Genomic DNA, 26,059 nt, shown 5'->3' with positions numbered 1-26,059 from the left:
TGAATACTCAACTTACGGATTTGTGCGGTTAAAGCCACAGTCATCCCCTCAGTCCTAAAGCTCTCAGCCAGGCGTCTACCTGCCCGAACGCGTCTTGCTGCCACTGATCCGGGCTGCGCTCACCCAAGACCCTCGTGTCTTCCACGAACTTGCGTACGCAGGTAGGCCCGAAACCATCAATCGTGTCGAACTTGTTGGCGATGTAGCTGTACCCTGCCACGCCAGAGTCATGCGCCAACAAGGGGCGGCAGTCCTCCGCAAGCGCCTCCGCCCCACCCGGGTAGTTGCGAATGCAGTAGTAGATGTCATAGGCATCTTTCTGCTTGTAGCGCCCCTCGATCGCATGCCCCTTCATCGCCAGTAACGCTGGAATGGAACAGACTGCGACCTCGACACGGTTGGTCCCACCGCCAGGCATGGACCCGGCGATGGCGACCATTTGATAGAAGCGAAGCGCCAGGTCCGCACCGTCAGCTTTCTGCACCGCAAAGTCACTGATCAACGGGGGCACGTTTTTCACAACGTCCGCATCCCTCGGCATCAAGAAGTCGATCACCACATCGATGGGAGGCCCACCATCATCTGCTTGGATCTGACGGACCAACTGGAATCGCCGGAGTTCTTTGCGCTGCTCATAACCATGGCCCAGCAGCGCCTCTACCAGATGGGCATATTCACCATCCCCGAGGGCGGCCGCATCCAAACCCAGATCTACATCCAGCGTGCCGACGTGGGGCATGTCCTCGTTGCCTAGCAACAGCCACGGCACAGCACCTCCGACGATGGCGAAGCGTCCCTTGAAGCTGCCGAGGATCTGCCCGATTTCGACAAGCACTGACTTCACGGCTGCAGTCGTCCGATCGTCGTACTCGCGTGCGTGCTGAGCTTCTCCAGGCGTCATTCCTGCCATTGCAATCTCTCTTGCCGAAGGTGGTCCGCCGCCTCCTGCCCGCGTTCGCCTGCCGCAGCCAGGTCCAGGTAGGTTTGGACCGGGCTTGTGCAGATCACGCCCGAAGTGGGCTGCACCGTGTCGCGGAACAGCCCTGAATCGTCCAGAACGGTCACAACAACGTTCTCGCCTTTACTCGCGCTCGAAAGCTTCAGGCTCGACCGTAGGATCTCGAGGCCCTCTGCGTCAGCATAGAAATAGTGTGTTCCCGTGCGGCCGAAAGGCGCCAGCCACTGAGCGGCTGAGAACGATGCAAGCGCAATCTGCCCCCTGCTCTCAGGCGGTCGACCCCTCAACGCAGCGTCGAACGATGCGCCGTGCAGGGTTGTGTAGAAAGCCTGCCGTTGACCGGATGGAGGTTCATAGGCTTCGCGCCATGCGTCCAGAAGCGCATCCGGAGCGGCAAGGAACATCCCCTCTTCCGCCAATTGCGCCCACTCCCGGTCGAGCAGGCCATTCCGGACATTGCTGACGTGGCCCAGGCTCACGCCGGCAACCTCGGCCAGCTCGGCTACCCGCCATGGCTTTGATGGCTCGCGAAGCAAAACCTTGAGCACCTGAACCGATTTCGGCTTGAACAGCGAACGCAGTTCTCGCCGCTCCGGGACCGGCCTCTTCGCAAACTGGCGCGAAAGAAAGAAGGTGCCGAAAGCCAGTCGGGCATTTCCTTCGAGATCGAGGTAAGCCACACCGAATTCACGGCACAGATCCTGCGCCTGGGGCGAGAGGTAGGGCGCGATCAGGATTGGCGTTACGCGCTCCTCCTGCTGCGCCACGTAGTCGCGCAGGGACAAAATGGCCTGACGTACATGGCGGGGCTGCCCGTTCGACTTCACTTCTGCGACCAGCTTATGCCGATGACCAAAGGCTGTCACGTCGGCAACGAGGTCAATGCCCGGAGTTGGCTGTCGCCCAACGACATGAACGTCAACGTTCTCGATTGCAGGCACCTCCCCTAACAAGAGGCGGAGAGCATCCGCAGCCTGAAGCTCGGTTTTCACTGGATCGGGCGTTTTCATCACGCGTTGAAAATAGCATTTTTAGTGAAATCGTCAAGGCAGCTTCAACCGAGCGTCTGGTTTTAACAACAGTTTGCAACATTGGCGACAAATAACTTCACGTGTACACGGTGGGGCACCGCATGAAGGATTTCACGCCCCAGACGCCGATCGACTTGCCGCAGGGATTCGCGGGAAGTAGTGCGAATACCGACCGGACGCCTTGGGCCAACAGGTGCGGCGGGCTCGACAACGACCGAGCGTTCCGGCTCAAGCTGCGGAATCTTGCGACGTCGCCAAGTTGACAAATCGGATGCATGGTCCTCGGCGACCTGTACCGCGCTGCAAATCGAGCGTTGGCTCCGCCCGCGCGGCCAGCTGGGCCCTCATGCGCACCGGCTTGCCAATTTGCTCTTCAAGGGCCAAAGCTTTGGCGTTCTGGGCTCGAAGGCGGGCATTCAGACCAGTTCGCCCGCGGGCCACTGCCCCCTTCTTTCCAACGGCAGGCGCTCGATTCCCCGCGCCTTGAAGCTCCGGTCAACGCGTTCTGCAGATCCCTTGCGGGCAAGCGCAGCATCCACCGAGTGCTGCCAACGTGGCCGCAACCAGGACACAGAATCCGCGGCGCCACTGCGCCGGCAAGCAATGTGTCGCGCCTCTCCGCCTTCTTGCCGAGAACTACCTCGGCATCCACGGTGCATGCTGTTAGGAGCAGTTGCGCATGGAAATTCCGGTCATCATCACCGCCACGAGACGGCGCGTGCAGGGCGCAATCCACGCCGACTCCAAACACGTTGGCGATCTCTCGGGAGAAGCCGAATGCCAACGCTGCTCGCTCGTCGGCATCGAGCTCATTGGGAAGCGCGAGCACGACTTCGCGCGAGGACGGCATCACCCCGACGGTGGTGTCCCCCCACGCCGTTCCAGAAGTGCTCTCTGTCGTGCGCAAAGCGGCCGCCCCGGCAGATGAATACGCGTATCGAGCACACCGTGTCGACGACGGTACTCAGCGCCGCTGCTGCTGGCCGAGGGTCGTCTCGAAAGTCAAACGAACGCAGCCAGGCATGACGAGTGGCATAAGCTCCAGAGTCATTAGCTGCGACTGACGCTACGTGGGGTCAACCCTTCCCATCCCGTCCTGCTCCCGGATGGGTGGTAGCGGAGGCGGCGCGAAATCCGCCTGTACGCGGTCGATGTTCGGGATGCCCCGATACCGCAACACGCGATACCCGGCGTTCACGAGCTGCGCGTCGCGTCTTTCATCCTGGGCCTCGTTGCCGTCGTGGCTGCTGTCGTCGAGCTCGACGATGGCGACGACCTTGAACGACTTCTCGCAGATCACGAAGTCGGCGCGCTTCCGATTGAATGTGTTGCGCACCGCCATCGACCTGGCAGTAAGCAAGGCGCCGAACGAGACTTGCGAAAGCACGATGAGATTCGGCAGCGCACCCTGCAGCCGGAAGTACATCGCCTGCTCGTTTCGCGTGAGTGGCCAGGTCGCACGAGGAAGTTCGCTGGAAACTCTGCGGCGTGGCGTACGCATGGCAAGAAGCAGCAAGGCCACGAGGCCAAGCGCAATCACGATCAGCAACGGCCCGAATCCCTTCATCCATGCCGCCTGCCCCACTGTTGTCACGGCTGCCTACCCTGAGCCGTTGGCGGCAGCGCGGTCGCCTTGTCGGTCGCCTCGACCAGACTCACGACGAGGCGGATAGCCGTTTCGAGTTGATCCTTGGTGATGAGATGCGGGGCGGGCACGCCCGCGCTCGATGCCTTTGACCGATGCACGGCCTCGCCCCGCTTCTTGATCAAGGTGTCGAGGTCCTTGCGCGCACGCTCGGACGAATAGTTGGGCCAGACCCAAGCCTCGGACACATCGACGCCGAGGAAGTCTTTGAACAGCTTGATCGTCTTGTCGGAGTCGGGGTTGTGGAACTGCTTGAGGGTGTTCTGCAGGTGGCGGTCCATGAACTCATTCTGGAAGCTCGGGCTGGCCGCAAGCCGCCATGTCACGGCCTCTCGCACACGGTCTTCGACATAGGTCTCCCAGGCCGTGCAAGCCATGATCAGGCTCGCACGCTTGAGAACCTCCGCATTGGGCGGCGGCGGCAGGGTGTTGATCGCCTTGAAGTGATCGAGCAACTGCGTGGCGTCCTTGATCGAAATTTCGAAAGTCTCTTTGGCGTTTGGCATAGGTGAGGCGGTGCGATTGGTTCAGGGCGCTTCGGAAGCGAGCGGCACCGGCGCCCTGCCCGCGATCAGTTCTACGGCCTCACGCGGAATGACCCGCGCGCGCTGCAGCTTGGCGTCAAAGATCGCGATGTGACCCGGCGACCCGTCCAGCACGAAACCTGTGCCGATTGACTCGCCGCTCTTCTTCAGCTCCACACAGGGCTGCTTGGATTTCTCGCAGCCCTGCTTGAAGTCCTGCGCCTCACGTTCAGCGTGCGCTTTGCCGCTGGCGCCGCCCAGCGCGTCGGGCAGGTTCATCACCGCGACGAAGGAAACGAGGAGGATTGGAAGGATGGCAGCGGCCATCAGCGCGCCGACGACGTATCGCGCCAGTCGCTGCACCCAGAGAGGGCGCTTGGCCAGCCGATTCAGAACCGAGCCAATGCCCCCATCCCACGGCGACTGCAGCATGAAGAGATAAATGGCAAACCCGACGGCTGCGACCATCCACAGGCCGACGTTCGCCAGGATCTTGAGGAAGCCCATGGCCGATTGGTTGACGAGGGCGTAGTAGCCGCTGATCAGCACCAGGTCGGTGGTTTTGGGCAAGACGCCGGAGTCGATGCCCCAGAACTGCATGTAGGCGCGGTGCGAGGCCATGCCCATCACATGCAGGGTGACGGTGCCCAGGCCGACAAAGGCCGTCAGAACGCCCAGCAGCGTGGTCCAGCTCGGACGGATAGGCTTGGGCGACGATGCGGGTTCTGCAGACGACATCGAGCGAATGTAGCCCGACGCCACACCGACAGATCAGGCCTCTGGCTTCTCGACAAGTGAAAAAGTTCTCAATTCGCGGCAGTTTCGTAGCGCGACCACGTATAGCGCAAAGGAACTCGTTGATTCCATTGAGATTCCCCTCAAATTCCCGATCCAGGTGTGATAACGGCTGCGTCCAATGCGAAGCCGCCACCGCACCGGACTGAACCTGGATGTCTTCCGAGGCACCAAGCGGCCGCAACGGGTGCGGAGCACCCAGGGCCCCGCGTCCCGTCCTTGCGCCCTTCGTGCTTCAAACCAATTGATAGGCCGGCGCGTTGGCCGCGGGGTGGGCCTGCGCGTTCTCGTACGCACGGATGACGCCGCGCAGCCGTTCGCATTCACGCTCGAGGGAGGCGACCCAGGCGCGGGCATGCTGCGCTTCGTTGTAGGCCTGCGTGTGCAGGGCGGCCATGCCCCAGCGGCTCTCGAACCAGAGGGCCAGGTACACCGCSCGGGGTGCGTTGCCGCTGGCCTGGTAGCGCTGCAGGGTGCGCAGGCTCACGCCCAGGTGGCGGGCGACKTKCTTGCGCGGCTCGACCTGGTCGGCGAGCAGGTAGTCCAGGGGTGGCAGGCGGGCGAACGAGGGCGCGAGGAAGGGCATGAGAGGGCTCCTGCGAGGATGCCAAATGTGCGAAAGCCGGCCATGCCGCCCCCGCAAGGCCCTGACAGTTTGTCGCAGGGCCGCGCAAGACCCCAGTGCCCTCTTCTCCGCTTGCCGTGCGCACTTTTCCCAAGGGGGAGCGAGTCAAATCCCCCCGGGGCTGCATCACCCCCCACTCCCCTCCCCGCTCCTCTGCGAGCGCCTCGGGTCCTGCTCCGCAGCCCAGTCAACATAATTGTCCCTTGCGCTGTTCGACAAGGCAGGCCGACCTTGAAGTTCTTTGACCAGAAGACGCGCTGCACGCCCACCGTGGGATCGAACAAGTTCGTCAGGCTCTCCAGCGTGATGTCGAACGCGCGTTCGGTATAGGCCTTTGGTCACGTAGGTCGCATAGTCGTAGCTTTCCACCGCGGCATCGATGCCGATGCGCCCGAGCGACTGCCGCACGAAGTCGGCGGCGCGCCGTTCCTGGAACGGGTTGTAGAGCACGCGCAGCTTCAGGCGCGTTCCACCGGCACCGCGCTTGAAGCCGGCGGCGTCGAGTGCGGCTTCGGCCTCCTTCGGATTGAAGGGATAGGGCTGGATGCTCGCGTCGTGATAGCGGCTGATTCCCTTGCCGATGGGCGACGCCGACAGGGTGCCGTAGCCATACCAGACGGTCTTCGCGAACGCGTTCACGTCGATGGCCTGCGCGATGGCGCGGCGCACCTCGAGTTTCTGCAGCGCCGGCGTGTCGAGGTTGAAATAGATCTGCTGGTGGCTGCCAAGGTAGGGCGAGATGCGCGTGTCGATCTCCACGCCCGGGAGCCTTCCGAAACGCTCCACGTCCGACAGCGGGATGCCGCCCGTGCCGTTGGCCGGGCCGATGTGCCGGCGGACTTCGGCGAGGCGTTCTACGCCAGCGCCCTCTGGCAGAGCGGCGCATCGACATCGATATCCGCGACGGCGAATTCGTCGCACTGGTCGGCCCGTCCGGCTGCGGCAAATCCACGCTGCTGCGCATGATCGCCGGCCTCGAGAGCATCGACGCGGGCGAGATCCTGTTGGGCGAGCGGCGCATCAACGACGTGGCGCCGCGCGACCGCTATGTCGCGATGGTGTTCGAGAACTACGCGCTGTATCCACACATGACGGTCGGCCAGAACCTCGGCTTCGGCCTGACGATCCAGGGATTGAAGCCCGCCGACATCGCCCGCCGCGTACGGCAGGCGGCCGAAACGCTGGGGCTGGGCGATCTGCTCGATCGCCGGCCGCGCCAGCTCTCGGGCGGCCAGCGCCAGCGCGTCGCCATAGGTCGCGCCATCGTGCGGCAGCCCCAGGCCTTCCTGTTCGACGAGCCGCTGTCGAATCTCGATGCCAAGCTGCGGGTGCAGATGCGCACCGAGATCAAGGCCCTGCACCAGCGCCTGGGAACGACCACGGTCTACGTGACCCACGACCAGGTCGAGGCGATGACGATGGCCGACCGGATCGTGGTGCTGAAGGACGGCTTGATCGAGCAGGTCGGCGCGCCGCTCGAACTCTATGACCGGCCCCGGAATGCCTTCGTGGCGGGCTTCATCGGTTCGCCGGCGATGAACTTCATCCCGGGACGCCTGCAGCTCGACGGTGCCCCGTCCGTCCTGACGGACGATGGCTTGCGGCTGCCGTTGGCGTCGGCAGCCCGCGGCGCGCACGGCGATCGCGTGCTCTACGGCACACGGCCCGAGCATTTCACGATCGACCCGAGCCGCGGACCTTCCGCCGACGTGATCGTGGTCGAGCCCACCGGCGCCGAGACACAGGTTGCGCTGCGCCTGGCCGGCCAGACCGTCATGGCGGCGTTTCGCGACCGGATCAGCGCCCAGCCGGGCGATCGTCTGGCGCTTTGGCCCGTGGCCGGCGAGGCGCACCTCTTCGACGCGGCCGGCGGCCAGCGCCTCAACTGACGCGCCACGTCTTCCGACTGCATTCGGCCGCCGTCGCGCCGACGCTCAGGGAATAAGGTTGCGCGTTTTCCTTCGTTCCCCGGCGGGCCGACGGCCGGCACAGTGGCGGATCTTCCATTCGACATGCCCATCCCCATGCTTCCTTCCCGCCGCCGCGCCGCGCTGATCGCCGCGCTTTCCCTTGCCTCCATGGTCCTTTTCACCACCAGCGGCGCACTGCACGCGCAGGACAAGAAGGCGCTCAAGATCGGCGTTTCCGTCGGCAGCGGCGAGCAGATCTGGGAAGTCGTCAAGAAGGCGGCGGCACTCGAGGGCCTGGCCGTCGAGGTCGTCGTGTTTAACGACTACCAACTGCCCAACGCCGCGCTGGCGGCCGGCGATCTCGACGCCAACGCCTTCCAGCACCAGCCCTTCCTCGACAACCAGAACAAGTCGCGCGGCTTCGACATCGTGCCCGTCGGTCTCACGATCACGGCGCCGCTGGGCTTCTACTCGCGCAAGATCAAGTCGATCGATGCGCTGCCCGACGGCGCATCCGTCGGCATCCAGAACGACCCATCGAACGGCAACCGCGCGCTGCTGCTGCTGCAGGAGGCCAAGCTCATCACGCTCAAGCCCGAGGCCGTGAAGAACAACAACGCGACCCCGCTCGACGTGGTGTCCAACCCCAGGAAGCTCAAGCTGGTGCCGCTCGACGCCGCGCAGTTGCCGCGCTCGCTGGACGACCTGACGATCGCCTCGATCAACAACGACTATGCCGAGAAGGCCGGGCTGACGCTGGCCAAGGACGCGGTGATCAAGGAGTCGCCGAAGGGCCCGTACGCCAACATCATCGCGGTGCGCCGCACCGACAAGGACAAGCCCTGGGCGCAGCAGCTCGTGAAGGCCTACCACTCGCCCGAGGTGAAGAGCTTCATCGAGACGAAGTTCAGCGGCGCGCTGGTGCCGGCATTCTGAAGCGGGCCGATCTCTCCATGACCTCCTCCCTGTCGCGCCGCCGCGCGCTGCTCCAGGCCGGCGCCGGCGCGCTCGCCGCCGCCGTGCCGGGTTTCACCTGGGCACAAAGCCCCGCCGCACCCGCCAAGACCCTGCGCATCGGCTACCAGAAGTTCAACACGCTCAACATCCTCAAGGGCACCGGCAATCTCGAGAAGGCGCTGGCTCCGGCCGGCGTCACGGTGGAATGGCGCGAGTTCCTCGGCGGCAGCCAGCTGTCGGAGGCGCTCGCCGCCAACGCCATCGATTTTGGCCATGCCTCCGATGGCATCGGCGTGTTCCAGCAGGCCAGCGGCAAGGGGCTGGCGTACCTCGCAGCAGAAAGCCCGTACCCGGGCGGCGTCGGCTTCCTGGTGCCGCAAGACTCGCCGATCAGGACAGTGCGCGACCTCAAGGGCAAGAAGGTGGTCACGGGCCGCGGCTACAACACGCAGTACGTGCTGATCAAGGCGCTGCAGGCCAACGGCCTGCGCTACGAGGACATCGAACCGGTCTACATCCTGACCGCCTCCGACAGCGTGGCCGCCTACCAGTCGGGCAGCGTCGCGGCGCTCGGCCTGTGGGACCCGTTCCTGGCCGGGGCGCAGGTCGCCACCGATTCGAGGCTGCTGTTCGACGGCACCGGCCTGAGCGGCAACCGGACCTACCACTTTGCCCAGCCGGGCTACGCCCGGGCCAACCAGGCCACGCTCAAGACGGTGTTCGCCGAACTCAGCAAGGCCAACCAGTGGGCCCAGGGCAACCCGAAAGACGTGGTGGCGCTGCTGTCGCCGCAGCTCAAGGTCGAGCCCAAGGTGCTCGCGCTCGCCACCGAGCGCCGGCAGTACGGCGTGGTCGCGCTGACGCCCGAGATCGCGCGCGAGCAACAGGGTTTGGCCGACGCCTTCGCCGAACTCAAGCTCATTCCCAAGCCGATCGAGGTCAAGCACGCGTTCCTGAACCTGGACCTGGGCCTGGCCTGATGCATCCGCACGCCGGGGCGCACGTGCCGCGTCCACGACCATGACGGGCTCGACCCACTACGACGCCATCGTGGTCGGGCTCGGCGCGGTCGGCGCCGCCACGCTCTGCCAGCTCGCGCGGCGCGGCGCGCGCGTGCTCGGCATCGACCGCTTCGCGCCACCGCACGAGCACGGGTCTTCGCACGGCGAGTCTCGCATCACGCGGCTGGCCATCGGCGAAGGCGAGGCCTACATGCCGCTGGTGCGGCGTTCGCACGCGATTTGGCGCGAGCTCGAGGCCGCCACCGGACGCTCGATCCTGACGCAGACCGGCGGCCTGGTCCTGGCGCCTCGCGACGGTGCGGCCGACCACCATGGCAAGCCGGATTTCGTGCGCCGCACCATCGCGAGCGCGCAGCGCTTCGGCATCGCCCACGAGGTGCTCGATGCCAACGGCATCCGCGCGCGCTTTCCGCAGTTCCACCTGCAGGGCAACGAGATCGGCTATTACGAGCCCGAGGCGGGCTTCGTGCGCCCCGAGCAGGCGATCGCCGCGCAGCTCGATGTCGCGCGGGCGTCGGGCGCGCTGGTGCACGTGGACGATCCCGTGCTCGCGCTCGACGGCGGCGCAGAAGGCGAATCGGTGACGGTGCGCACCGCCAGCGCAACCCATACGGCCCGCCAGGTCGTGGTCGCCGCAGGCCCGTGGCTGCCTGAATTCCTGCCCCAGGCCGCGCGCGACGCATGGCATGGCGAGTTCGAGGTGTACCGGCAGGTGATGTACTGGTTCGATGCCGGCAACGCGGCGGGCGACTTCGTCGCCGGCCGGATGCCGATCTTCATCTGGATGTACGGCGACGCAGAGGAAGACTACATGTACGGCTTCCCCTCGGCCGACGCCGGCCGGCCCGCGCTCAAGGTGGCGAGCGAGCAGTACGCCCGGACCACCTCGCCCGCGGCACTCGTGCGCGAGGTCGACGCCGCCGAGGTCGAGGCGATGTACCGCAGCCGCGTCGCCGGGCGCTTTCCGGCGATCGGCGGGCGTGCGGTCGACGCCCGTGCCTGCATGTACACCGTGACGCGGGACCGCCATTTCGTGGTCGACCGCCTGCCGGACGCACCGCAGGTGCTGGTGGCCTCGGCGTGCTCGGGGCACGGCTTCAAGCACTCCGCCGGCCTGGGCGAGGCGATCGCACAGCGCGTGCTGGGCCAGGCATCGGACTTCGACCTTCGTGCATTTGCACACCGGCGGACTTGAAAGGACGACCCATGAGAATCCTCGTGGTGGGCGCTGGCGCCCTGGGCGGCTACTTCGGCGGCCGGCTGCTGCAGGCCGGCCAGGACCTGACTTTCCTGCTGCGCCCGCGACGCGCGGCCCAGCTCGCCGCTGGCGGGCTGCGCATCCACAGCCCCGCGGGAAACGCGCACCTGCCGGCGCTCTGCGGACACGCGACGCGCCTGCAAACGAAGGAATACGAGTTTGCAGATGCGTTTTCCGTTGACCCTCCGGGCGCTAGCATCGCTCAGGAAGCCGGGGCATAAGCATCGAAGCAATCAGTCTTTGGCGGCGTCGCCGACGATCGTTTGCAAGGGTGATCTATGCCCTCCAATCGCCAACTCAAGCTCGGCGCCTTCATGCGCCCCGTCAGCATCCACACCGGCGCCTGGCGCTATCCGGGCGCTTTCGCCGATGCGAACTTCAATTTCGCGCACCTCAAGCGCTTCGCCCAGACACTGGAGCGGGCCCGCTTCGACGCCTTCTTCATGGCCGACCACCTCGCGGTGCTCAACATGCCCATGGAGGCGCTCAAGCGCAAGGGCAAGTACCTCTCGGTGCGCGGGCCGCTGCACATCGCGCGGCCGGTGCAGGGCTGGCCGGTCATCGTCCAGGCGGGGGCCTCCGAAGCCGGCCGGCAGTTGGCGGCCGAGACAGCCGAAGTGATCTTCGCGGCCCACGGCACGCTGCAGGAAGGCCGGCGCTTCTATGCCGACGTCAAGGGGCGGCTGGCCGCCCTCGGCCGCGAGCGCGACCACCTCAAGATCCTGCCTGCCGCCTTCGTGGTGGTCGGCGACACGCTTGACGAGGCGCGTGCCATCCGTGCCCGGCTCGACAGCCTGGTGCACTACGACAGCGCGATCGCGTCGCTATCGATCGCGCTCGGCCACGACGCATCGAAGTTCGACTCCGATGCGCCGCTGCCCGAGGTGCCGGAAACCAATGCGAGCCAGAGTAGCCGGGAGCGCGTGATCGCACTCGCGCAGCGCGAGGGCTTGCGCACGCGAGCCCACTGCGACCGACTTTTCGGTATTGCATCTCGTCGTGTCGCGTGCGAGCAGATCTACACGACCAAGCTCAAGTAGTCGCTGTTCAGGCAACCCGTTGGGATTCGGCGGCCGGCGCCACGCTCGCGGCCGATCCATTTTGAGCTCAGGCGCCGCGTGTCGCGCGCTGCAACGACGCCGCGTTCACTTGTTCGGTTGCGGCGTCAGGCGCAGGTACGGGCGCACAGCCTTGAAGCCCTCCGGGAAGCGATGGGCGAGCTCGGCCGGGTCCTGCAGGCTGGGGATGGTGACGACGTCGTCGCCGTCCTTCCAGTTCACCGGCGTTGCGACCTTGTGGCTGTCGATGAGCTGCAGCGAATCGATCACCCGCAGGATCTCGTCGAAGTTGCGGCCGGTGCTCGCCGGGTAGGTGATCGTGGTGCGGATCGTCTTCTTCGGATCGATGAGGAAGACGCTGCGCACCGTCGCGGTGGTCGATGCGTTCGGATGGATCAGGTCGTACAGATCCGCCACCTTGCGATCCGCGTCGGCCAGGATCTTGCTCGCGACCTGTGCGACCGACTCATTGCTGCGAACAATGCAACCTGGGCCGAGGAGCTTGGAGATGTCGGACTCCATGCGCCATCGAACAGGCGGATCCGAAGCCGGGATCGAGCGACGCAAAGGTTCGTTGGCTCGACATGTTCGCGGCCAGGTATGGCCGCGGCAGCGGGCAGACGCTGCTCGAGATCGGCGAGGCGAACTCGCTGACGCGGGAAAGGGTCCGCCAGATCTGCGAAGCCATCCTTTCCTCCATCAGGGCCCAGCCGGTGAAGATGCCAGCCCTGGAGCGCCTGCTGGCCGCCGCTGGACGCAGCATGCCACTGCCGATCGAGGAGGCGGACGCTCAGCTGGTTCGCTTTCTCGGAGACGGACACGGGAATTCGACTGGCTCGCTGGCGGCACGCTGGCGTGGGAGGCCGCGGGCCTGCCTGTCGAGCAAGCCTGGGGGGCGCGCCAGCTCCTCACGCCCTTCGAAGACGACTGGGGCTCGGTCATGCGCGTGCCACCGCCGCGCCGTGACCGGGCATGGGCCGACTACCTCGCGTGGGAGCGGGGCCACGGCGCACGCGTCGCGCAGGACCCCACCGTCCGGTTTCAGTTCTTCTGAGGGATCGCTGCGGCCTGCGGCTCGCCCAGCGACAGCATCAAGCGGTTGGCCCAGTTGAAGAAGGCCGCGCCGTGGATCACGTCCGAGATCGCGAGATCGTCGAGGCCGACGTCGCGCAGTGCGTCGACGTGGGCCGGACCGAAGGCGATCGGCGTCGACGACAAGGCGACCGACGCCGCCACGATCGCATCCCAGCGCGGGTCGAGCGCGGCGCCCACGCCTTCGTCCAGCAAGCGCTGGAGATCGGCCGAGCGGGGCGAGAAATGCGAGGCGAATCGCGCGTGCACCGATGCGCAGTAGATGCAGCCGTTGAAGCGCGAGGTCGCGGCGGCCGAGAGTTCCCGCTCGGCACGCGGCAGGCCGGCATCGGGGTTGTAGAAGATGTCCTTGTCGGTGCGCGTGCGAGCGCCGAGGATGTCCGGATCGCGCGCCAGCAGCATGAAGTACGGCGACTTGGCGCGCGATGCATCGACCAGCCCTGCCAGGTGGCGCTCGGTCAGGTCCGACGCCGGCAGCGGCTCCAGCCAGGGCAGCCATTCGAGCACCGCCTGCGTGAAGGCGTTCGGCGGGACATTGGTCGGATGCGAGAGGGTGGTGTTGCTCATGGCGTGGCTCGGTCAGGCAGCGTTGGAAGGTGCGGGCCGGGCCGCGAGCGTGCGCAGGCCGACCACCACCCGGATCTGGAAAGACAGGAAGGCGACCAGTTGCGACAGCGTGACGATGTCGGTGGTCGACCAGCCCACATCGAGCAGCGCCTGCAGGTCCGACGCCTTGGCGTCGCGCGGGTGCAGCACCAGCAGGTGCGCGTGCGCCAGCGCGGCCGACAGTCGCGGGCCGAGCAGCGCGCGGTGCGCGTCGCTCACCGCATGCACCGGCCCGGGCTGGTCTTCGGCGCTCAGCCGGCCCTCGGGGTAGCTCCCGTACGGACCTCGCGCGGCGCCTTCGGCGGCCTCCGCGGCCACGGCCTCCAGCAGTCCCGCGGGTGCATCGATGCGCGCCAACCCCTGGGCATGGAAGGCCGCCAGGTCGGCCTGCCCGTGCAGCCCGGCCACGAAGACGGCCACGGCGAAGCGCTCCACGCCGGTGAAGCGCGTGCGGTCGCCGGCGGCCGGCGCCGCGGGTTCGAACAGCGCCAGATAACTTTGCTGCGCGTGCAGGCGCGCCTGCGGACGGTTGGCGCGGATGGCGTCGAGTGCATCGCCGGGCGCAATGCCGACGAGGTGGTCGATCACGTCCGGAAGGGTGGACTGGGTCATGCGATGGCCTGAAGAGAAGGGTGGGATGAAGAATCTGCGGTCGTCGAGCCGGACCAGCCGAGCGCAGGAGCGACTTCGGTCGCGATCAGTTCGATCGACCGCAGGATGTGGCGATGGGGCGGATCGACCGAGTGCACCTGGCACACCAGGTCGGTCACGTGCCCCAGGGTGCGATCGGCGCGCAGCGAAGCGATCACGTCCGACGGGGTGCCGACGTGCACGTCCTGGCGCGCGATCAGTTCGTCCAGCGAGGCGTCGGGGCCGGGCCGCGCCGGATCGGTCTGGCGTGCCAGGCTGCGACGCAAGCCCTCCTCCGCCAACCGGCGTGCGAGCGCGCGGTCGTCGGCGACGAAGACCGAGCGCGACCCGACGATGCGCGGCGCGCGGCCGGCAGGAAGGGCGGCCAGGTAAGCCTCGATGATCGGCAGCTGCAGGTCGGCCAGCGTCGCCGGCGGCGCATCGACCGCGCGCGGCTGGGTGCGCGACAGCATCAAGCCGTCGCCGGCCAGTCCGGCGCGGGCACCCCCGCCTACCGAGAAGCTGGCCTGCCAGATCCGGTCGAGCAATTGCGGCGACGAGGGGTACAGGCGGTCGCCCCCGGGCAGCGACCGCCCGGCCCAGGCCTCGCGCACCAGCGCCAGGTGCTGCGCGAAAACCACCGCGCGCTGCTCGCTCTCCTGGCCGAAGGCCGTGAAGGACGAGGGCGTGCCGCCGGTGCCGACGCCGAACTCGAGCCGCCCGCCTGCGAGCAGGTCGAGCACCACCGCGTCTTCGGCGACGCGCACCGGGTTTTCGAGCGGCAGCGTGACGATGCCGGTGCCCAAACGGATGCGCTGCGTGCGCGCCGCCACCGAGGCCAGGAAGACCAGCGGCGAAGGCAGGCCGCCTTCCGCCTCGTGGAAGTGATGCTGCGCGACCCAGGCCGAGTCGAAGCCGAAAGCCTCGGCGTGGACGATCTGCTCCGTGACCAGGCGATAGCGCTCGGCCGCCGTGGCGTCGTCAAGAAGCCTGCTGAAGAAGCCCAGGCGCTGGAGATTGGACAAGATGCGAGTTCCTTTTGCCGGGGATGGCGTCGATGAGTTCACGTGTGTAGGGGCTGGTGGGGCGCAGGAACACATCCTCCACCCGGCCCGAATCGACCTGGCGGCCATGCTGCAGCACCGACACGGTGTCCGCGATCTGGCGCACCACCGCGAGGTCGTGCGAGATGAAGAGGTAGGTGAGGCCGAGCTCGGCCTGCAGGCGCTCCAGCAGCTGGAGGATCTGCGCCTGCACCGTGACGTCGAGCGCGGAGACCGCCTCGTCGAGCACCAGCACCTGCGGCTCGAGCACCAGCGCGCGGGCGATCGCCACGCGCTGGCGCTGGCCGCCCGAGAGCGCCTGCGGCCGCCGCTGCAGCACCGCCGGAGGCAGGCCGACGCGGGCCAGGATGTCACTCACCCGGCGCTGTCGCTCCGCGGCGCTCACCGGCTCGAAGTTGCGCAGCGGCTCCTCGATGATCTCGAAAATGGTCTGGCGCGGATCGAGCGAGCCGAACGGATTTTGATACACCAGCTGGATGCGCCGGCGGAACAGGCGCAGCGCCTCGCCGCTCAGTGTCGCGAGGTCGGTGCCTTCGATCAGGATGCGTCCGGCGGTCGGCTGCCGCAACCCCACCACGTCGCGGATGGTGGTCGTCTTGCCCGATCCGGACTCGCCCACGATCGCATGCGTGGTGCCGCGCCGCACCCGGAACGACACCCCGTCGACGGCCCGGAACACCGTGCCGCGTGCGCCGCCGATGGCAAATTCGTGCACCAGGTTCTCGACCACGATGGCGAAGTCGCCATCGTCCGCGGGAGCCGGCCCCTCCAACGCGCGCTCCGGCCGAAAGGCCGACATCGCGAGCGAGGGCGCGTCGGACAGCAACTGGCGGGTGTAGGCGCTGCGCGGCTGCCGCAGCAAGGCGTCGGTCGGCCCCTGCTCCTGAATGCGCCCGCCCTGCAGCACCACGATCCGGCTGGCCCGGTCGGCGGCCACGCCCAGGTCGTGGGTTACCAGCAGCACCGCGGTGCCGTAGGCCAGGCGCAGCTCGTCGATCAGGTCGAGGATGCGCTTCTGCACCGTCACGTCGAGGGCACTGGTCGGCTCGTCCGCGATGATCAATGCAGGTTGCAGGGCGATGGCGATCGCGATCAGCACGCGCTGCTTCATGCCCCCGGAGAGCTCGTGCGGATACTGCCGCGCCCGCAGCTCGGGTTGCGAGAGGCCGACACGCGCCAGCAACTCGACCACGCGCGCAGCGATCTGGTGGCGCTCGACGCGCCGGTGGATGCGCAGGATCTCGGCGACCTGTTCGCCGACCGTGCGGACCGGATTCAGCGAGCTCGTCGGGTCTTGCGGGATCAGGCTCACCATGCTTCCGCGGATGGCGTCGAAGCGCTTTTCGGACCAGCCCGCGACGTCGACGCCGTTGAGCCGTATCGCGCCATGCTCGAGCTGCCCGTTGGCCGGCAGCAGGCCGATGACGGCCTGCGCCGTCGTCGTCTTGCCCGAGCCCGATTCGCCCACCAGCGCCACGATCTCGCCCGGATGGATGGCGAAGGACACGTCGTGCACCACGCGGTGCAGCTGCGCATTGTCGCGGTAGCCGATCGCGAGCCCTTCGACCTCGAGCACCGGCGGAACCGCAAGCCCCTCGGGCCTGAGCGCAACCACGGCGCTCATTGCTTTCCCTTCGCCAGCGCCACGCTGATCCGGTTGGCCGACAGCACCACGGCCACCACGACGAGGCCCGGTACGGTGGTGAGCCACCAGCCGGTCGAGATGTAGTTGCGGCCTTCGGCGATGAGCAGGCCCCACTCGGGCGTCGGCGGCGGCGCGCCGTAGCCCAGGAAGCCCAGGGTCGAGATCGACAGGATGGCGGTGCCGAACTGCAGCGCCGCCATCGCCACCACCGAGGTCATCGAGTTCGGCAGCACGTGCCGCCACAGCACGCTGCGAAAACGTCCGCCGCTGCCGAAGGCGGCCTCGACGTACTCGGCGCGGCGCACCCGCACCACCTCCGAGCGCACCAGCCGCGCGAAGCCCGCGACCGAGGCCACGCCGACCGCCAGCGCCGCGTTGAGCGTGCCGAAGCCGAGGATGATGATGATGCTCAGCGACAGCAGCAGCGAAGGCACCGCCAGCAGCACGTCGACGATGCGCATCAGGATGTCCTCGACCACGCCACCGACCGAGCCCGCGACCAGCCCGATCGCGGTGCCCAGCAGCAGGCCGACCGTGACGGCCAGGAACGCGCCCGACAGCGAATGCACCGCGCCGTGCACGACGCGCGCGTAGAGGTCGCGGCCCAGCCCGTCGGTCCCGAGCAGGTGCGAGGCGCCGGGCGCCAAGAGGTGCTGCCCCGACGTGCCCTGCACCGGGTTGTAGCCCGTGAAGACACCCGGCACGACGGCCCAGAGCGTCACCGTCGCGATCACCAGCCAGGCCAGCAGCAGGCCGGGCTGCACGCCGCGCAGCGCGCGCCGGACCTGGCGCCAGCGCCGCGCCACCGGGCTCGCCAAGGCGACCGGATTTGCTTCGAAAACAATGCTCATGTGTCAGCTCCCCAACTTGATGCGAAGACGCGGGTCGAGCACCGGATACAGGAGGTCGACCGCGAGGTTGATGAGGACGAACGCCGCGGCGGAAATGACCACGATGGCCTGCAGCACCGCCGTGTCCTGGTTGCCGACCGCCTGCTGGGTGAGACTGCCCAGACCATTGAGGCCGAAGACGGCTTCGGTGACCACCGCGCCGGCCAACAGCTCGCCGAACAGGATGCCCGCGATGGTCAGCGTCGGCAGCACGGCATTGCGCGCCACGTGCTTCCAGAGCACCCAGTTGCGCGTGGCACCCTTGGCCCGCGCCACCGTCACGAAGGGCTGCGTGAGCACCTCGTCGATGTTGCGCATCAGGATCTGCGCCAGTGGCGCCGAGATCGGGACCGCGAGCGTGAGCGTGGGCAGCACCAGGCCCTCCCACTTGCCCGGATTGATGACCGGGATCAGGCCGAGCCGGAAAGAGAACACCTGGATCAGCATGATCCCGAGCCAGAACACCGGCACCGAGATGAACAGCGAGGGCAGCGACTGGATGGCCGCGCGCAGCCAGGCGAAGCGAGTGAGGTTCGACAGGAAGGACAACGCCACGGCCAGCAGCAGCGCCACCGCGAAGCCGAAGGTCGCCAGCCGCAGCGTCGGCGGCAGGTTGGTCGCGAGGCCCTGGCTCACGGGCACGCCGGCCTGCATCGAGTAGCCGAAGTTGCCGGCGAGGAAGTTCCACAGAGTGTGGAAATAGCGTTCCCACACCGGGTTGTCGGCACCGTAGGAGGCGCGGATGTCGGCGATCTCCTTCGGCCCGAGGCCCATGTCGGGATTGAGGAACTTGATCAGCACCGCATCACCGGGCAGCGCCTGCAGCAGGATGAAGGAAGCGGTGAAGGCGGCCCAGAGCACCAGCAGCGCCTGGCCGATGCGGCCGTAGAGGTATTTGCTCATCGCATGGGTCCGATCAGTGCGGCGCCAGCCAGGTGCCGTAGAAGCTCGGACGGCCGACCGCCTCGAAGCCCACGTCGCGCACCCAGGGCGCGCCGGCGAACACCTGCGGCTCCTCGAACAACGGGATCACGTAAGCCTGGTCGACCAGGTAGTGCTGGACTTCCCGCGTCAGTGCCAGGCGCTTGGCGGCATCGGGCTCCTGCGCGATGGCGTCGAACAGCGCATTGAGCTTGTCATCCTCGAAGGACCTGACCTTCTGGCTGACGCCGCCCTTTTGCAGCAGCAGATTGCGGTTGGCCGGATGGAAGTTGCTCTTGATCACGTCGGGGTCGGCACGGCCGACCATGGCGGGAATCAACGGTGTCTTCTGCGGGTCGAGGCTGTCGAGCGTGCGGCTGCCCAGGTCGCCGGACATCACGCTCAGCTTCACGCCGAGCTTGGCCCACTGCTGCGCCACGAGCTGCAGCACTTCCTTGTTCTGCAGGTAGTTGGGCGACTCGTAGGTGGCGAGCACCAGGTCCTGCCCGTCCTTCTGGCGCAGGCCCTGGGCGCCGACCTTCCAGCCGGCTTCGTCGAGCAGTCGCGCCGCCTTGGCCTCATCGTGCACCAGCTTGTCGGAGAGATCGACGAAGCCGGCGGCGGTCGATACGATGACGCCCTTCGCCTGCGGATAGTTGTCGCTGAACAAGGTCTGCACGATGTCGCGCGCACTGGTCGCATGCAGCAGCGCCCGGCGCACGCGCAGGTCGGCGACGAGCGGGTTGTCGGGCCGGAACGCCAGGCTGTCGTTCACGCCGCGTGTCGACGACGCATAGACCGGGAACTGCTGCTCGCGCACGCGCTTCTCGTCATAAGCCTGGATCTGGCGGATGAAGCCGGCCTGGCCGGCCAGCAGCGCGCCGATGCGCACGCTGTCTTCGGGCGTGACGACGATCTTGATCGCATCCAGGCGCGCCCGGCCCTGCTGCGGCAGCTTGGCTGGGCCCCAGCGATAGTCCTTGCGAACCGCCAGGTTCACTTCCTTGCCGAGCGTCTCGGAGGCGACGACGAAGGGGCCGGACCCGATGATCTTGGTGGCGTCGCCCAGTTCCTCGAAGGGACGGTCCAGCGTCTCCGGCGCCACCAGGCCGGAGCCGATCACCGAGGTGCCCTGCAGGAAGCCTGGCGATGCCTTCTTGAAGTAGAACCTGACCGTGCGCGCGTCGATGACTTCGCTGCGCTCGTAGTTGTTGATGACCTCCGACACCGACTGCTTGAGCGCCTTGTTGCCCAGCCCGAAGGCGTCGTAGTTCTTCGCCACCGCCGCGGCATCGAGTGGTGCACCGTTGGAGAAGGTGACGCCTTCGCGCAAGCTGAAGGTGTACTCGGTGGCCTTGTCGTTGACCTCCCAGGACTCGGCGATCCAGGGCTCGATCTCGAGCGTCTGCGGATTCTGGTAGGTCAGTTTGTCGGTGATCTGGTTGAGGATTCCGCCGTTCGGATAGAAACCTCCGGCCGGCGGATAGAGGTTGTTGTGCGCCTGCTGCTCGAGATAGACCAGGGTGCCTCCGATCACGGGCCCGGCCGCATCGGCACCGGGTGCCGCGCTGTCGACCGTCTTCGTGCAGCCGGCGAGCCCTACCCCGAGTGCGAGCGCCAGCGCCGCGGCGCGCGCCACTCCCCTTGCGCGGCGTGGTTGAAAAAAGCCCTGCATGCGAATCGCGCGGTACGCCTCAGTGTTTCGCCAGCCAAGCGGTGTAGAAGCTCGGGCGGCCGACGGCCTCGAAGCCCACGCCCTTCACCCAGGGCGCACCCGCGAAGGCCTGGGGCTCCTCGAAGATCGGAATCACGTAGGCCTGGTCGATCACGTAGTTCTGCGCCTCGCCGACCAGCGCTAGGCGCTTGCCCGGGTCGACTTCGGCGGCGATGCCTTCCAGCAGTCCGTTGAGCTTGGCATCCTCGAAGCCCTTGACCTTGTCGCTGACGCCGCCCTTTTGCAGCAGGACGTTGCGATTGGTCGGGTAGTACTGGCTCTTGACCACGTCGGGGTCGGCGCGGCCGACCATGGTCGGGAACACCGCGGTCTTGGCCGGGTCGAGGTTGTCGATGGTCTTGCTGCCGGCATCGCCGGTCAGCACCTCGAGCTTGACGCCGATCTTGGCCCACTGCTGGGCCACCAGTTGCAGCGTCTCCTTGTTCTGCGGCTGCGGCAGCGCCTCGTAGGCACGCAGCACGAGTTCTTGCCCGTCCTTGCTTCGCACGCCGTTGGCGCCGGCCTTCCATCCGGCCTCGTCGAGCAACTGAGCGGCCTTCGCTGCGTCGTGGCCGAGCTTGGCGGAGAGGTCCACGTAGCCGGCGGCGGTCGAGGCCAGTACCGACGTGGCTTGCGGGTAGTTCGACGAGAAAAGGGTCTCGACGATCGCCTTGGTGTCGGTCGCATGCAGCAGGGCCTGGCGCACGCGCAGGTCGGCCACCAGCGGATTGTCCGGGCGGAAGTTGATGCTGTTGTTCACGCCGCGGGTCGAGGGTGCGTAGATGGCAAAGCCCCCTTCCTGGACGCGCTTCTCGTCGTAGGCCTGCACCTGGCGGATGAAGCCGGCCTGCCCCGCGACCAGCGCGCCGATGCGCACGCTGTCTTCGGGCGTCACGATGAGCTTGATCTCGTCGAGCAGCGCACGACCCTGGTGCGCCAGTGTGGCCGGGCCCCACTTGTAGTCCTTGCGCGCCGAGAGCAGCAGTTCCTTGCCCAGCGTCTCGCTGGTGACGACGAAGGGGCCGGAGCCGATGATCTTGGTGGCGTCGCCCAGCTCTTCGAAGGGCCGCGCCAGGGTCGCTGTCGACACAAGGCCGGAGCCGATCACCGAGGTGCCCTGCAGGAAGCCGGGCGACGGCTTCTTGAAGTAGAACTTGACCGTGCGTGGATCGATCACCTCGCTGCGCTCGTAGTTGTTGATCACCTCCGACACCGGCTGCTTGAGTTCCTTGTTGCCCTTGCCGAAGGTGTCGAAGTTCTTCGCGACCGCGGCCGCGTCGAGCGGCGTTCCGTCCGAGAAGGTCACGCCTTCGCGCAGCTTGAAGGTGTACTCGGTGACCGCGTCGTTGACGGTCCACGACTCGGCGATCCAGGGTTCGATCTTGAGCGTCTTCGGGTCCTGGTAGGTCAGCTTGTCCGTGACCTGGTTGAGGATGCCGCCGTTCGGATAGAAGCCGCCCGCCGGCGGGTACAGGTTGGTGTGCGCCTGCTGCTCGAGATAGACCAGCGTCCCGCCCGTGACGGGCGCGCCCGCGTCCGTGGCGACGGCCGCAGGCGCATCGGGCGCCTTGGAGCAGGCGGCGATCAACGCCATCAATGCCACGACCGCGGCGGCCGCAGCCGCACGCTCGAATCTTCTGGAAAACACGTTCACGAAATACTTTCGACGGGAGATGAATGAGAACTCGGCGTGGCGCAAGGCATTGCCACCAAGGCTGAAATCGTAGCCAGCCGACTGCGCTTTCGGCACCGATTGCGGAGCATCGGTATGCGGAAAACAGATAAGAGCGCCGGCTTCGTTTCCGGTGCCCACGCGACCCTCAGCGCAGCCCCGGTTGCCGGGCGCGCAGCAATGCCTGCGCCCCCTGGTCGAGGCCCGTGCACAGCACCCAGTAGAGCGCCCCGACGAGGACGAAGATCTCGGCCGGATAGATCATCGTGCGCGCGTTGACCTGCGCCGCGACGAAGGACAGTTCGCCGACGCCCACGATGTAGGCCAGCGAACTGTCCTTCACGAGAGTGACCCACTGATTGACGAAGGACGGCAGCATCATGCGCAGCGCCTGCGGCAGCACGAGATGGCGCAAGCTGCCCCAACGCGTCAGCCCCAATGACAGGCCGGCATGCCACTGACCGACCGGCACGCCGCGAATGCCGGCATGCACCGCATGCGCCAGGTAGGCACCGCCGACCAGCGACAGCGCGCACATGACCGACAGCACGCCAGGCACGTCGACGCCGAGCGCCATCGGCAGCAGGAAATAGGTCCAGAAGATCAGCATGAGCACCGGCACCGCACGCAGGAAGCCGAGCAGCAGTACGAGCAGCGTGCGCAGGCGGCCCGAGGCCATCGCCAGGGCCACGCCGCCCAGCAGGCCGAGCACCGCCGAGGCCACGGCCGATCCGGCGCTCAGCAGCAAGGTGAGCGCCGCGCCGCCGAGTGGACCCTCCGGCCAGGCGCCCCACAGCAGGTACGGCAGGCTGTCGGCCAGCATCGCGAACGCGTCGTTCATCACCACCTCATCCGCGAGGCAGGATCGCCTGGCGACGCGACACGCGGGCGCTCAGCATCTCGAGCAGTGCGATGGTGACGACGTAGAACAGCGTGGCGAAGCCGAAGGCCTGGAAGGTCTTGAATGTATCGGCTTCAACCTGGCGCGCCGTATAGGACAACTCGACCAGGCCGACGGCCATGGCGAGCGACGTGTTCTTCACGATGTTCATGTACTGCCCAAGCAGCGGCGACAGCGCGATCCGCACGGCTTGCGGCAGCACGACGTGGCGCAGCACCTGCGCCGGCGTGAAGCCGAGCGCGGTGCCGGCCTGCAGTTGCGCGAGCGGCACGCCCCGCATGCCGGCGCGCAACTCCTCGCCCACATAGGCGGTGGCATACAGCACGAGCCCGACCAGCGCCGACAGCACTTCGAACGAAGGCCAGAAGGCATGCCCGGCGTTGAGCCACTCGCGTGCCGCCTCCGGGAGCAGGCTGGGCGCGCCGAAGTACCAGAAGAAGAGCTGCACCAGCAGCGGTGTGTTGCGGAACGCCGAGAGGTAGAGCGCCGCCAGCCTGCGCAGCCACGGCCTTGCACTGGTGCGTGCCGCCGCGAACCCCACGCCCAGCAGCGTCGACGCCACGATCACGACCAGCGCCGCCCAGAGCGTGGTCATCCAGCCGTCGAGCAGCCAGCGCAGGTACTTGGGTGCCAGCAGCTGGGCCTGTGCAGCCTCGACGAAGCTCATGCAGCGCGAAGCACCGGCTCGGCGCGCGCCGAGCCACGGCCCGGCAATGTCACCGATCGGTGGCCGCGGCCACCTTGGTGTCGCCGATCTTCAGCAGGCGCGGCAGCGGCGCCTTGCTGTTCGGACCGAACCAGCTGTCGTAGATGGCGACGGCGCGGCCGTTCTTCTCGATCTCGGTCAGCCAGCCGTTGAGCGATTCGAGCAGCCGCGTCTCGCCCTTGGGCACCGCGGCGCCGAGGTATTCCTTGGAGACCGTGATCGGCGGGATCTCGTAGCGCTCCTTGTCGGGCAACTGGCCCCATTGCGCGGTGAGCTTCACGCCATCGTTGGTGATCGCCTGGACATTGCCGTTGCGCAAGGCGGCCAGGGCGAACGGCGAGTCGTCGTAGAGCACCACCTTGGCGTCGGGGTAGCGGGCACGCAGATTGGTCTCCATCGTGGTGCCCTTCTCGGTGCCGATGCGCAGGTCCTTGATCTGCGAGGCATCGGTGAGCACGCCCTTCTTCGCCAGGAACTGCTGGCCGACCAGGAAGTACGGCGTCGTGAAGTCGACCACCTTCGCGCGCTCGTCGGTGATCGTGAAGCTCGCGAACACCACGTCTACCTTGCCCGAAGTCAACAACGGAATGCGGTTGGCCGGATTGGTCGGCACCAGTTCGATCTTCACGCCGAGGCTCTTGGCGTAGTCGTTCGCCAGATCGATGTCGTGCCCTACCTGCTTCTTGCTCGTGGCGTCGATGTAGCCGAAGGGCGGATTGCCGTCGAAGGCGGCGACCCGCAGGACGCCGGCCTTGCGGATGTCGTCGAGGCGGTCGGCCCAGGCGGCCTGCAAGGATGCGAGGCTGGCCAGGGTGGCCACGCCGCAAAGGATCAGGGGTCGGAATTTCATGCAATCTCCTCTTTGGAAGGCGCGACTCTAGGCAAGGTCCGCCCCGGATCCAACGACGTTTTTCGTCCATGCATATCGACCGACAGTTTCCGCATGTGCACATGCCGAATCCTTCGTGGTCAAAGCGCGCGAAGGGGCCTACGCTGCCTCGATCTCCGAAAGAACGATCAATGAGAATCCTCGTGGTGGGCGCTGGCGCCCTGGGTGGCTACTTCGGCGGCCGACTGCTTCAAGCCGGGCAGGACGTGACTTTTCTGGTGCGCCCCCGGCGCGCCGCCCAGCTCGCGGCGGGCGGCCTCACGCTCTACAGCGCGGCGGGCGACGCCCACCTGCGCGCGCCGCGGACGCTGCTGGCGCACCAGCTCGACGACAGCTATGACCTGGTCATCGTCGGCTGCAAGGCCTACGACCTCGAAAGCACGATCGCGGCCTTCGCGCCGGCGGTCGGCGACGAGACCGCGATCCTGCCGCTGCTCAACGGCTTGCGCCACCTCGATCGACTGACCGAACGCTTCGGCTACGCGAAGGTGGTGGGCGGCCTCGGGGTGATCTCGGCCGCCCTCGACGACAGCGGCGCCGTGGTGCACCTGAGCCGCGACCACACGCTCGCGTTCGGTGAACTCGATGGCGAGCGCAGCCCGCGCATCGACGCGATCGCAGCCGCCTTCGCCGCGGCCAACTTCGACAGCCGGCCGCGCGAGAGAATCCTGCAGGCCATGTGGGAGAAATGGGTGCACATCGCCACGCTGGCCAGTGCCACCAGCCTGATGCGCGCGAGCGTCGGCGACATCGTCGATGCCGGCGCGCAGAACGTGGCCCTCGAACTGCTCAACGAGTGCAGCCGCATCGCCGCCCACAATGGTTTTCCGCCCAGCCCCGAAGCGCTGGGGCGCACGCGCGCCACTGTCACCGCGCCGGGCTCGACCCTGACGGCCTCGCTGCTGAAGGACATCGAGCGCGGCGCGCCGACCGAAGGCGATCACATCCTCGGCGACTTCCTGCGCCGCGGGCGCTGGTCGACCGCCGACACCGTTCTGCTGCCGCTGGCCTGTGCACAGCTGCGCAGCTACGAGGCGCGGCGCGTGCGGGACGCCGCCGAGGCGGCGCCGGCGCAGCGGCTCGTGGCCTGAGGCGGCGGCCGCAGCGGCTCAGCTCAACCCGCCCGCCGCTGCCCCGCCAGCCTGCGCACCACCGCCACCATGCGGTCGATCTCGTCGAAGGTGTTGTAGAAGGCCAGCGATGGCCGCACCGTGGTCTCGACGCCGTTGCGCCGCAGGATCGGCTGCGCGCAGTGATGCCCCGTGCGCACCGCGATGCCCTCGTCGTTGAGCGCGTGGCCCACCTCCTCGGTGCTGTAGCCGGCCAGCACGAAGGACATCACGCTGGACTTGTCGACCGCGGTGCCGATCAGCCGCACGCCCGGGATCGCACCCAGCTGCTGCATGCCATACACCAGCAGCTCGTGCTCGTAGCGCGCGATGTTCTCGATGCCGACCCGGTTCACGTAGTCGATCGCGGCGCCCAGACCCACCGCGTCGGCGATGTTGCCGGTGCCGGCCTCGAACTTGTTCGGGATCGGCTGGAA

26 protein-coding genes and 2 pseudogenes are annotated in these 26,059 nt (G+C 67.2%); 7 read left to right on the top strand and 21 right to left on the bottom strand.

All coding sequences use genetic code 11. The features are described from left to right. Positions 1 to 40 precede the first annotated feature (40 nt). The 8 genes from AC1D2O_RS35315 to AC1D2O_RS35280 form a co-directional block, all read right to left on the bottom strand. Positions 41 to 910 carry a nucleotidyl transferase AbiEii/AbiGii toxin family protein gene (locus AC1D2O_RS35315; protein WP_478158720.1) on the bottom strand — a complete coding sequence of 290 codons (870 nt, stop codon included), beginning with the start codon at positions 908 to 910 and terminating at the stop codon, positions 41 to 43. After that, on the bottom strand, positions 898 to 1,968 hold the full coding sequence (locus AC1D2O_RS35310; protein WP_477650040.1) for a type IV toxin-antitoxin system AbiEi family antitoxin: 1,071 nt from the start codon (positions 1,966 to 1,968) through the stop codon (positions 898 to 900). The genes AC1D2O_RS35315 and AC1D2O_RS35310 overlap by 13 nt, the downstream gene beginning before the upstream one ends. 394 nt (positions 1,969 to 2,362) lie before the next feature. After that, the gene (locus AC1D2O_RS35305) at positions 2,363 to 2,839 is read right to left on the bottom strand and encodes a MobA/MobL family protein (protein ID WP_477650039.1); all 477 of its coding nucleotides are present in this window, start codon (positions 2,837 to 2,839) and stop codon (positions 2,363 to 2,365) included. 216 nt (positions 2,840 to 3,055) lie between these two features. Further along, positions 3,056 to 3,529, bottom strand: coding sequence for a DUF2726 domain-containing protein (locus AC1D2O_RS35300; protein WP_477650045.1), 474 nt, complete (start codon positions 3,527 to 3,529; stop codon positions 3,056 to 3,058). Between the two features lie 50 nt (positions 3,530 to 3,579). Next, a complete protein-coding gene (locus AC1D2O_RS35295; RefSeq protein ID WP_478158719.1) occupies positions 3,580 to 4,089 on the bottom strand; it encodes a HEPN domain-containing protein in 510 nt (169 codons plus the stop codon). A 72-nt stretch (positions 4,090 to 4,161) separates the two neighbouring features. Then, positions 4,162 to 4,896, bottom strand: coding sequence for a hypothetical protein (locus tag AC1D2O_RS35290; RefSeq protein ID WP_477650037.1), 735 nt, complete (start codon positions 4,894 to 4,896; stop codon positions 4,162 to 4,164). Positions 4,897 to 5,188: 292 nt separating this feature from the next. Further along, positions 5,189 to 5,539, bottom strand: a complete 351-nt coding sequence (locus tag AC1D2O_RS35285; protein ID WP_478158718.1) for a hypothetical protein — start codon at positions 5,537 to 5,539, stop codon at positions 5,189 to 5,191. Between the two features lie 165 nt (positions 5,540 to 5,704). After that, positions 5,705 to 6,337 carry an ABC transporter substrate-binding protein gene (locus AC1D2O_RS35280; protein WP_477650036.1) on the bottom strand — a complete coding sequence of 211 codons (633 nt, stop codon included), beginning with the start codon at positions 6,335 to 6,337 and terminating at the stop codon, positions 5,705 to 5,707. 110 nt (positions 6,338 to 6,447) lie between these two features. Between AC1D2O_RS35280 and AC1D2O_RS35275 the strand changes: the two genes are divergently transcribed. The 6 genes and pseudogenes from AC1D2O_RS35275 to AC1D2O_RS35250 all read left to right on the top strand — a co-directional run. Beyond that, positions 6,448 to 7,467, top strand: a complete 1,020-nt coding sequence (locus AC1D2O_RS35275) for an ABC transporter ATP-binding protein (protein WP_478158725.1) — start codon at positions 6,448 to 6,450, stop codon at positions 7,465 to 7,467. Positions 7,468 to 7,602: 135 nt separating this feature from the next. After that, entirely contained in the window at positions 7,603 to 8,424 is an 822-nt protein-coding gene (locus AC1D2O_RS35270) for a MetQ/NlpA family ABC transporter substrate-binding protein (RefSeq protein ID WP_478158717.1), read from the top strand. Between the two features lie 17 nt (positions 8,425 to 8,441). Next, complete coding sequence (locus AC1D2O_RS35265) at positions 8,442 to 9,425, top strand: aliphatic sulfonate ABC transporter substrate-binding protein (RefSeq protein ID WP_478158716.1); 984 nt, start codon at positions 8,442 to 8,444, stop codon at positions 9,423 to 9,425. Between the two features lie 40 nt (positions 9,426 to 9,465). Continuing rightward, positions 9,466 to 10,662, top strand: a complete 1,197-nt coding sequence (solA, locus tag AC1D2O_RS35260; protein WP_478091497.1) for an N-methyl-L-tryptophan oxidase — start codon at positions 9,466 to 9,468, stop codon at positions 10,660 to 10,662. Between the two features lie 11 nt (positions 10,663 to 10,673). Then, positions 10,674 to 10,946 (top strand): 2-dehydropantoate 2-reductase N-terminal domain-containing protein, encoded by a 273-nt coding sequence (locus AC1D2O_RS35255; protein ID WP_478091496.1) that lies wholly within the window; start codon positions 10,674 to 10,676, stop codon positions 10,944 to 10,946. Positions 10,947 to 11,003: 57 nt separating this feature from the next. After that, positions 11,004 to 11,711: pseudogene (locus tag AC1D2O_RS35250) on the top strand (LLM class flavin-dependent oxidoreductase); the annotation flags it as partial. Positions 11,712 to 11,870: 159 nt separating this feature from the next. Here AC1D2O_RS35250 and AC1D2O_RS35245 read toward each other — a convergent pair. The 12 genes and pseudogenes from AC1D2O_RS35245 to AC1D2O_RS35190 form a co-directional block, all read right to left on the bottom strand. Then, positions 11,871 to 12,224 (bottom strand): annotated as a pseudogene (locus AC1D2O_RS35245) (thioredoxin domain-containing protein); the annotation flags it as partial. Between the two features lie 600 nt (positions 12,225 to 12,824). Next, on the bottom strand, positions 12,825 to 13,442 hold the full coding sequence (locus tag AC1D2O_RS35240; RefSeq protein WP_478091495.1) for an alkylhydroperoxidase domain protein: 618 nt from the start codon (positions 13,440 to 13,442) through the stop codon (positions 12,825 to 12,827). 12 nt (positions 13,443 to 13,454) lie between these two features. After that, a complete protein-coding gene (locus AC1D2O_RS35235) occupies positions 13,455 to 14,093 on the bottom strand; it encodes a CMD domain protein (RefSeq protein ID WP_478091494.1) in 639 nt (212 codons plus the stop codon). Beyond that, complete coding sequence (locus AC1D2O_RS35230; protein ID WP_478091492.1) at positions 14,090 to 15,211, bottom strand: putative FMN-dependent luciferase-like monooxygenase; 1,122 nt, start codon at positions 15,209 to 15,211, stop codon at positions 14,090 to 14,092. Before AC1D2O_RS35230 ends, AC1D2O_RS35235 begins: the two co-directional genes overlap by 4 nt. Further along, complete coding sequence (locus AC1D2O_RS35225) at positions 15,093 to 16,799, bottom strand: dipeptide ABC transporter ATP-binding protein (protein ID WP_478158715.1); 1,707 nt, start codon at positions 16,797 to 16,799, stop codon at positions 15,093 to 15,095. Before AC1D2O_RS35225 ends, AC1D2O_RS35230 begins: the two co-directional genes overlap by 119 nt. Continuing rightward, positions 16,796 to 17,671, bottom strand: coding sequence for an ABC transporter permease (locus tag AC1D2O_RS35220; protein WP_478158714.1), 876 nt, complete (start codon positions 17,669 to 17,671; stop codon positions 16,796 to 16,798). The genes AC1D2O_RS35225 and AC1D2O_RS35220 overlap by 4 nt, the downstream gene beginning before the upstream one ends. A gap of 3 nt (positions 17,672 to 17,674) precedes the next feature. Next, positions 17,675 to 18,613 (bottom strand): ABC transporter permease, encoded by a 939-nt coding sequence (locus AC1D2O_RS35215; RefSeq protein WP_478094396.1) that lies wholly within the window; start codon positions 18,611 to 18,613, stop codon positions 17,675 to 17,677. Positions 18,614 to 18,626: 13 nt separating this feature from the next. Next, positions 18,627 to 20,306 carry a TIGR04028 family ABC transporter substrate-binding protein gene (locus AC1D2O_RS35210; RefSeq protein ID WP_478158713.1) on the bottom strand — a complete coding sequence of 560 codons (1,680 nt, stop codon included), beginning with the start codon at positions 20,304 to 20,306 and terminating at the stop codon, positions 18,627 to 18,629. Positions 20,307 to 20,325: 19 nt separating this feature from the next. Then, entirely contained in the window at positions 20,326 to 21,939 is a 1,614-nt protein-coding gene (locus tag AC1D2O_RS35205; RefSeq protein ID WP_478093966.1) for a TIGR04028 family ABC transporter substrate-binding protein, read from the bottom strand. Positions 21,940 to 22,165: 226 nt separating this feature from the next. Further along, a complete protein-coding gene (locus tag AC1D2O_RS35200) occupies positions 22,166 to 22,858 on the bottom strand; it encodes an amino acid ABC transporter permease (protein WP_478093965.1) in 693 nt (230 codons plus the stop codon). 7 nt (positions 22,859 to 22,865) lie between these two features. Next, positions 22,866 to 23,585 (bottom strand): amino acid ABC transporter permease, encoded by a 720-nt coding sequence (locus AC1D2O_RS35195; protein WP_478093967.1) that lies wholly within the window; start codon positions 23,583 to 23,585, stop codon positions 22,866 to 22,868. Between the two features lie 49 nt (positions 23,586 to 23,634). Next, the gene (locus tag AC1D2O_RS35190; RefSeq protein WP_478094412.1) at positions 23,635 to 24,474 is read right to left on the bottom strand and encodes a transporter substrate-binding domain-containing protein; all 840 of its coding nucleotides are present in this window, start codon (positions 24,472 to 24,474) and stop codon (positions 23,635 to 23,637) included. Positions 24,475 to 24,644: 170 nt separating this feature from the next. Here AC1D2O_RS35190 and AC1D2O_RS35185 point away from each other — a divergent pair, with 170 nt between their 5' ends. Then, positions 24,645 to 25,604 (top strand): ketopantoate reductase family protein, encoded by a 960-nt coding sequence (locus AC1D2O_RS35185; RefSeq protein WP_478094411.1) that lies wholly within the window; start codon positions 24,645 to 24,647, stop codon positions 25,602 to 25,604. Between the two features lie 23 nt (positions 25,605 to 25,627). Here AC1D2O_RS35185 and AC1D2O_RS35180 read toward each other — a convergent pair. Then, positions 25,628 to 26,059: aminotransferase class V-fold PLP-dependent enzyme (locus tag AC1D2O_RS35180; protein ID WP_478158712.1), on the bottom strand; the 432-nt coding region annotated here is incomplete at its 5' end.

The organism is Variovorax sp. P1_G12 (genome assembly GCF_056405555.1).
This window is presented reverse-complemented; position numbering and strand designations above follow the sequence as displayed.

What these genes read in the sequence shown, in the direction of transcription:
- AC1D2O_RS35315 (WP_478158720.1), bottom strand. Translation starts at nt 910, where the DNA reads ATGGCAGGAATGACGCCTGGAGAAGCTCAGCACGCACGCGAGTACGAC.
- AC1D2O_RS35310 (WP_477650040.1), bottom strand. Translation starts at nt 1,968, where the DNA reads ATGAAAACGCCCGATCCAGTGAAAACCGAGCTTCAGGCTGCGGATGCT.
- AC1D2O_RS35305 (WP_477650039.1), bottom strand. Translation starts at nt 2,839, where the DNA reads ATGCCGTCCTCGCGCGAAGTCGTGCTCGCGCTTCCCAATGAGCTCGAT.
- AC1D2O_RS35290 (WP_477650037.1), bottom strand. Translation starts at nt 4,896, where the DNA reads ATGTCGTCTGCAGAACCCGCATCGTCGCCCAAGCCTATCCGTCCGAGC.
- AC1D2O_RS35270 (WP_478158717.1), top strand. Translation starts at nt 7,603, where the DNA reads ATGCTTCCTTCCCGCCGCCGCGCCGCGCTGATCGCCGCGCTTTCCCTT.
- AC1D2O_RS35265 (WP_478158716.1), top strand. Translation starts at nt 8,442, where the DNA reads ATGACCTCCTCCCTGTCGCGCCGCCGCGCGCTGCTCCAGGCCGGCGCC.
- solA (WP_478091497.1), top strand. Translation starts at nt 9,466, where the DNA reads ATGACGGGCTCGACCCACTACGACGCCATCGTGGTCGGGCTCGGCGCG.
- AC1D2O_RS35255 (WP_478091496.1), top strand. Translation starts at nt 10,674, where the DNA reads ATGAGAATCCTCGTGGTGGGCGCTGGCGCCCTGGGCGGCTACTTCGGC.
- AC1D2O_RS35240 (WP_478091495.1), bottom strand. Translation starts at nt 13,442, where the DNA reads ATGAGCAACACCACCCTCTCGCATCCGACCAATGTCCCGCCGAACGCC.
- AC1D2O_RS35235 (WP_478091494.1), bottom strand. Translation starts at nt 14,093, where the DNA reads ATGACCCAGTCCACCCTTCCGGACGTGATCGACCACCTCGTCGGCATT.
- AC1D2O_RS35230 (WP_478091492.1), bottom strand. Translation starts at nt 15,211, where the DNA reads ATGTGTTCCTGCGCCCCACCAGCCCCTACACACGTGAACTCATCGACG.
- AC1D2O_RS35225 (WP_478158715.1), bottom strand. Translation starts at nt 16,799, where the DNA reads ATGAGCGCCGTGGTTGCGCTCAGGCCCGAGGGGCTTGCGGTTCCGCCG.
- AC1D2O_RS35220 (WP_478158714.1), bottom strand. Translation starts at nt 17,671, where the DNA reads ATGAGCATTGTTTTCGAAGCAAATCCGGTCGCCTTGGCGAGCCCGGTG.
- AC1D2O_RS35215 (WP_478094396.1), bottom strand. Translation starts at nt 18,613, where the DNA reads ATGAGCAAATACCTCTACGGCCGCATCGGCCAGGCGCTGCTGGTGCTC.
- AC1D2O_RS35210 (WP_478158713.1), bottom strand. Translation starts at nt 20,306, where the DNA reads ATGCAGGGCTTTTTTCAACCACGCCGCGCAAGGGGAGTGGCGCGCGCC.
- AC1D2O_RS35205 (WP_478093966.1), bottom strand. Translation starts at nt 21,939, where the DNA reads ATGGCGTTGATCGCCGCCTGCTCCAAGGCGCCCGATGCGCCTGCGGCC.
- AC1D2O_RS35200 (WP_478093965.1), bottom strand. Translation starts at nt 22,858, where the DNA reads ATGAACGACGCGTTCGCGATGCTGGCCGACAGCCTGCCGTACCTGCTG.
- AC1D2O_RS35195 (WP_478093967.1), bottom strand. Translation starts at nt 23,585, where the DNA reads ATGAGCTTCGTCGAGGCTGCACAGGCCCAGCTGCTGGCACCCAAGTAC.
- AC1D2O_RS35190 (WP_478094412.1), bottom strand. Translation starts at nt 24,474, where the DNA reads ATGAAATTCCGACCCCTGATCCTTTGCGGCGTGGCCACCCTGGCCAGC.
- AC1D2O_RS35185 (WP_478094411.1), top strand. Translation starts at nt 24,645, where the DNA reads ATGAGAATCCTCGTGGTGGGCGCTGGCGCCCTGGGTGGCTACTTCGGC.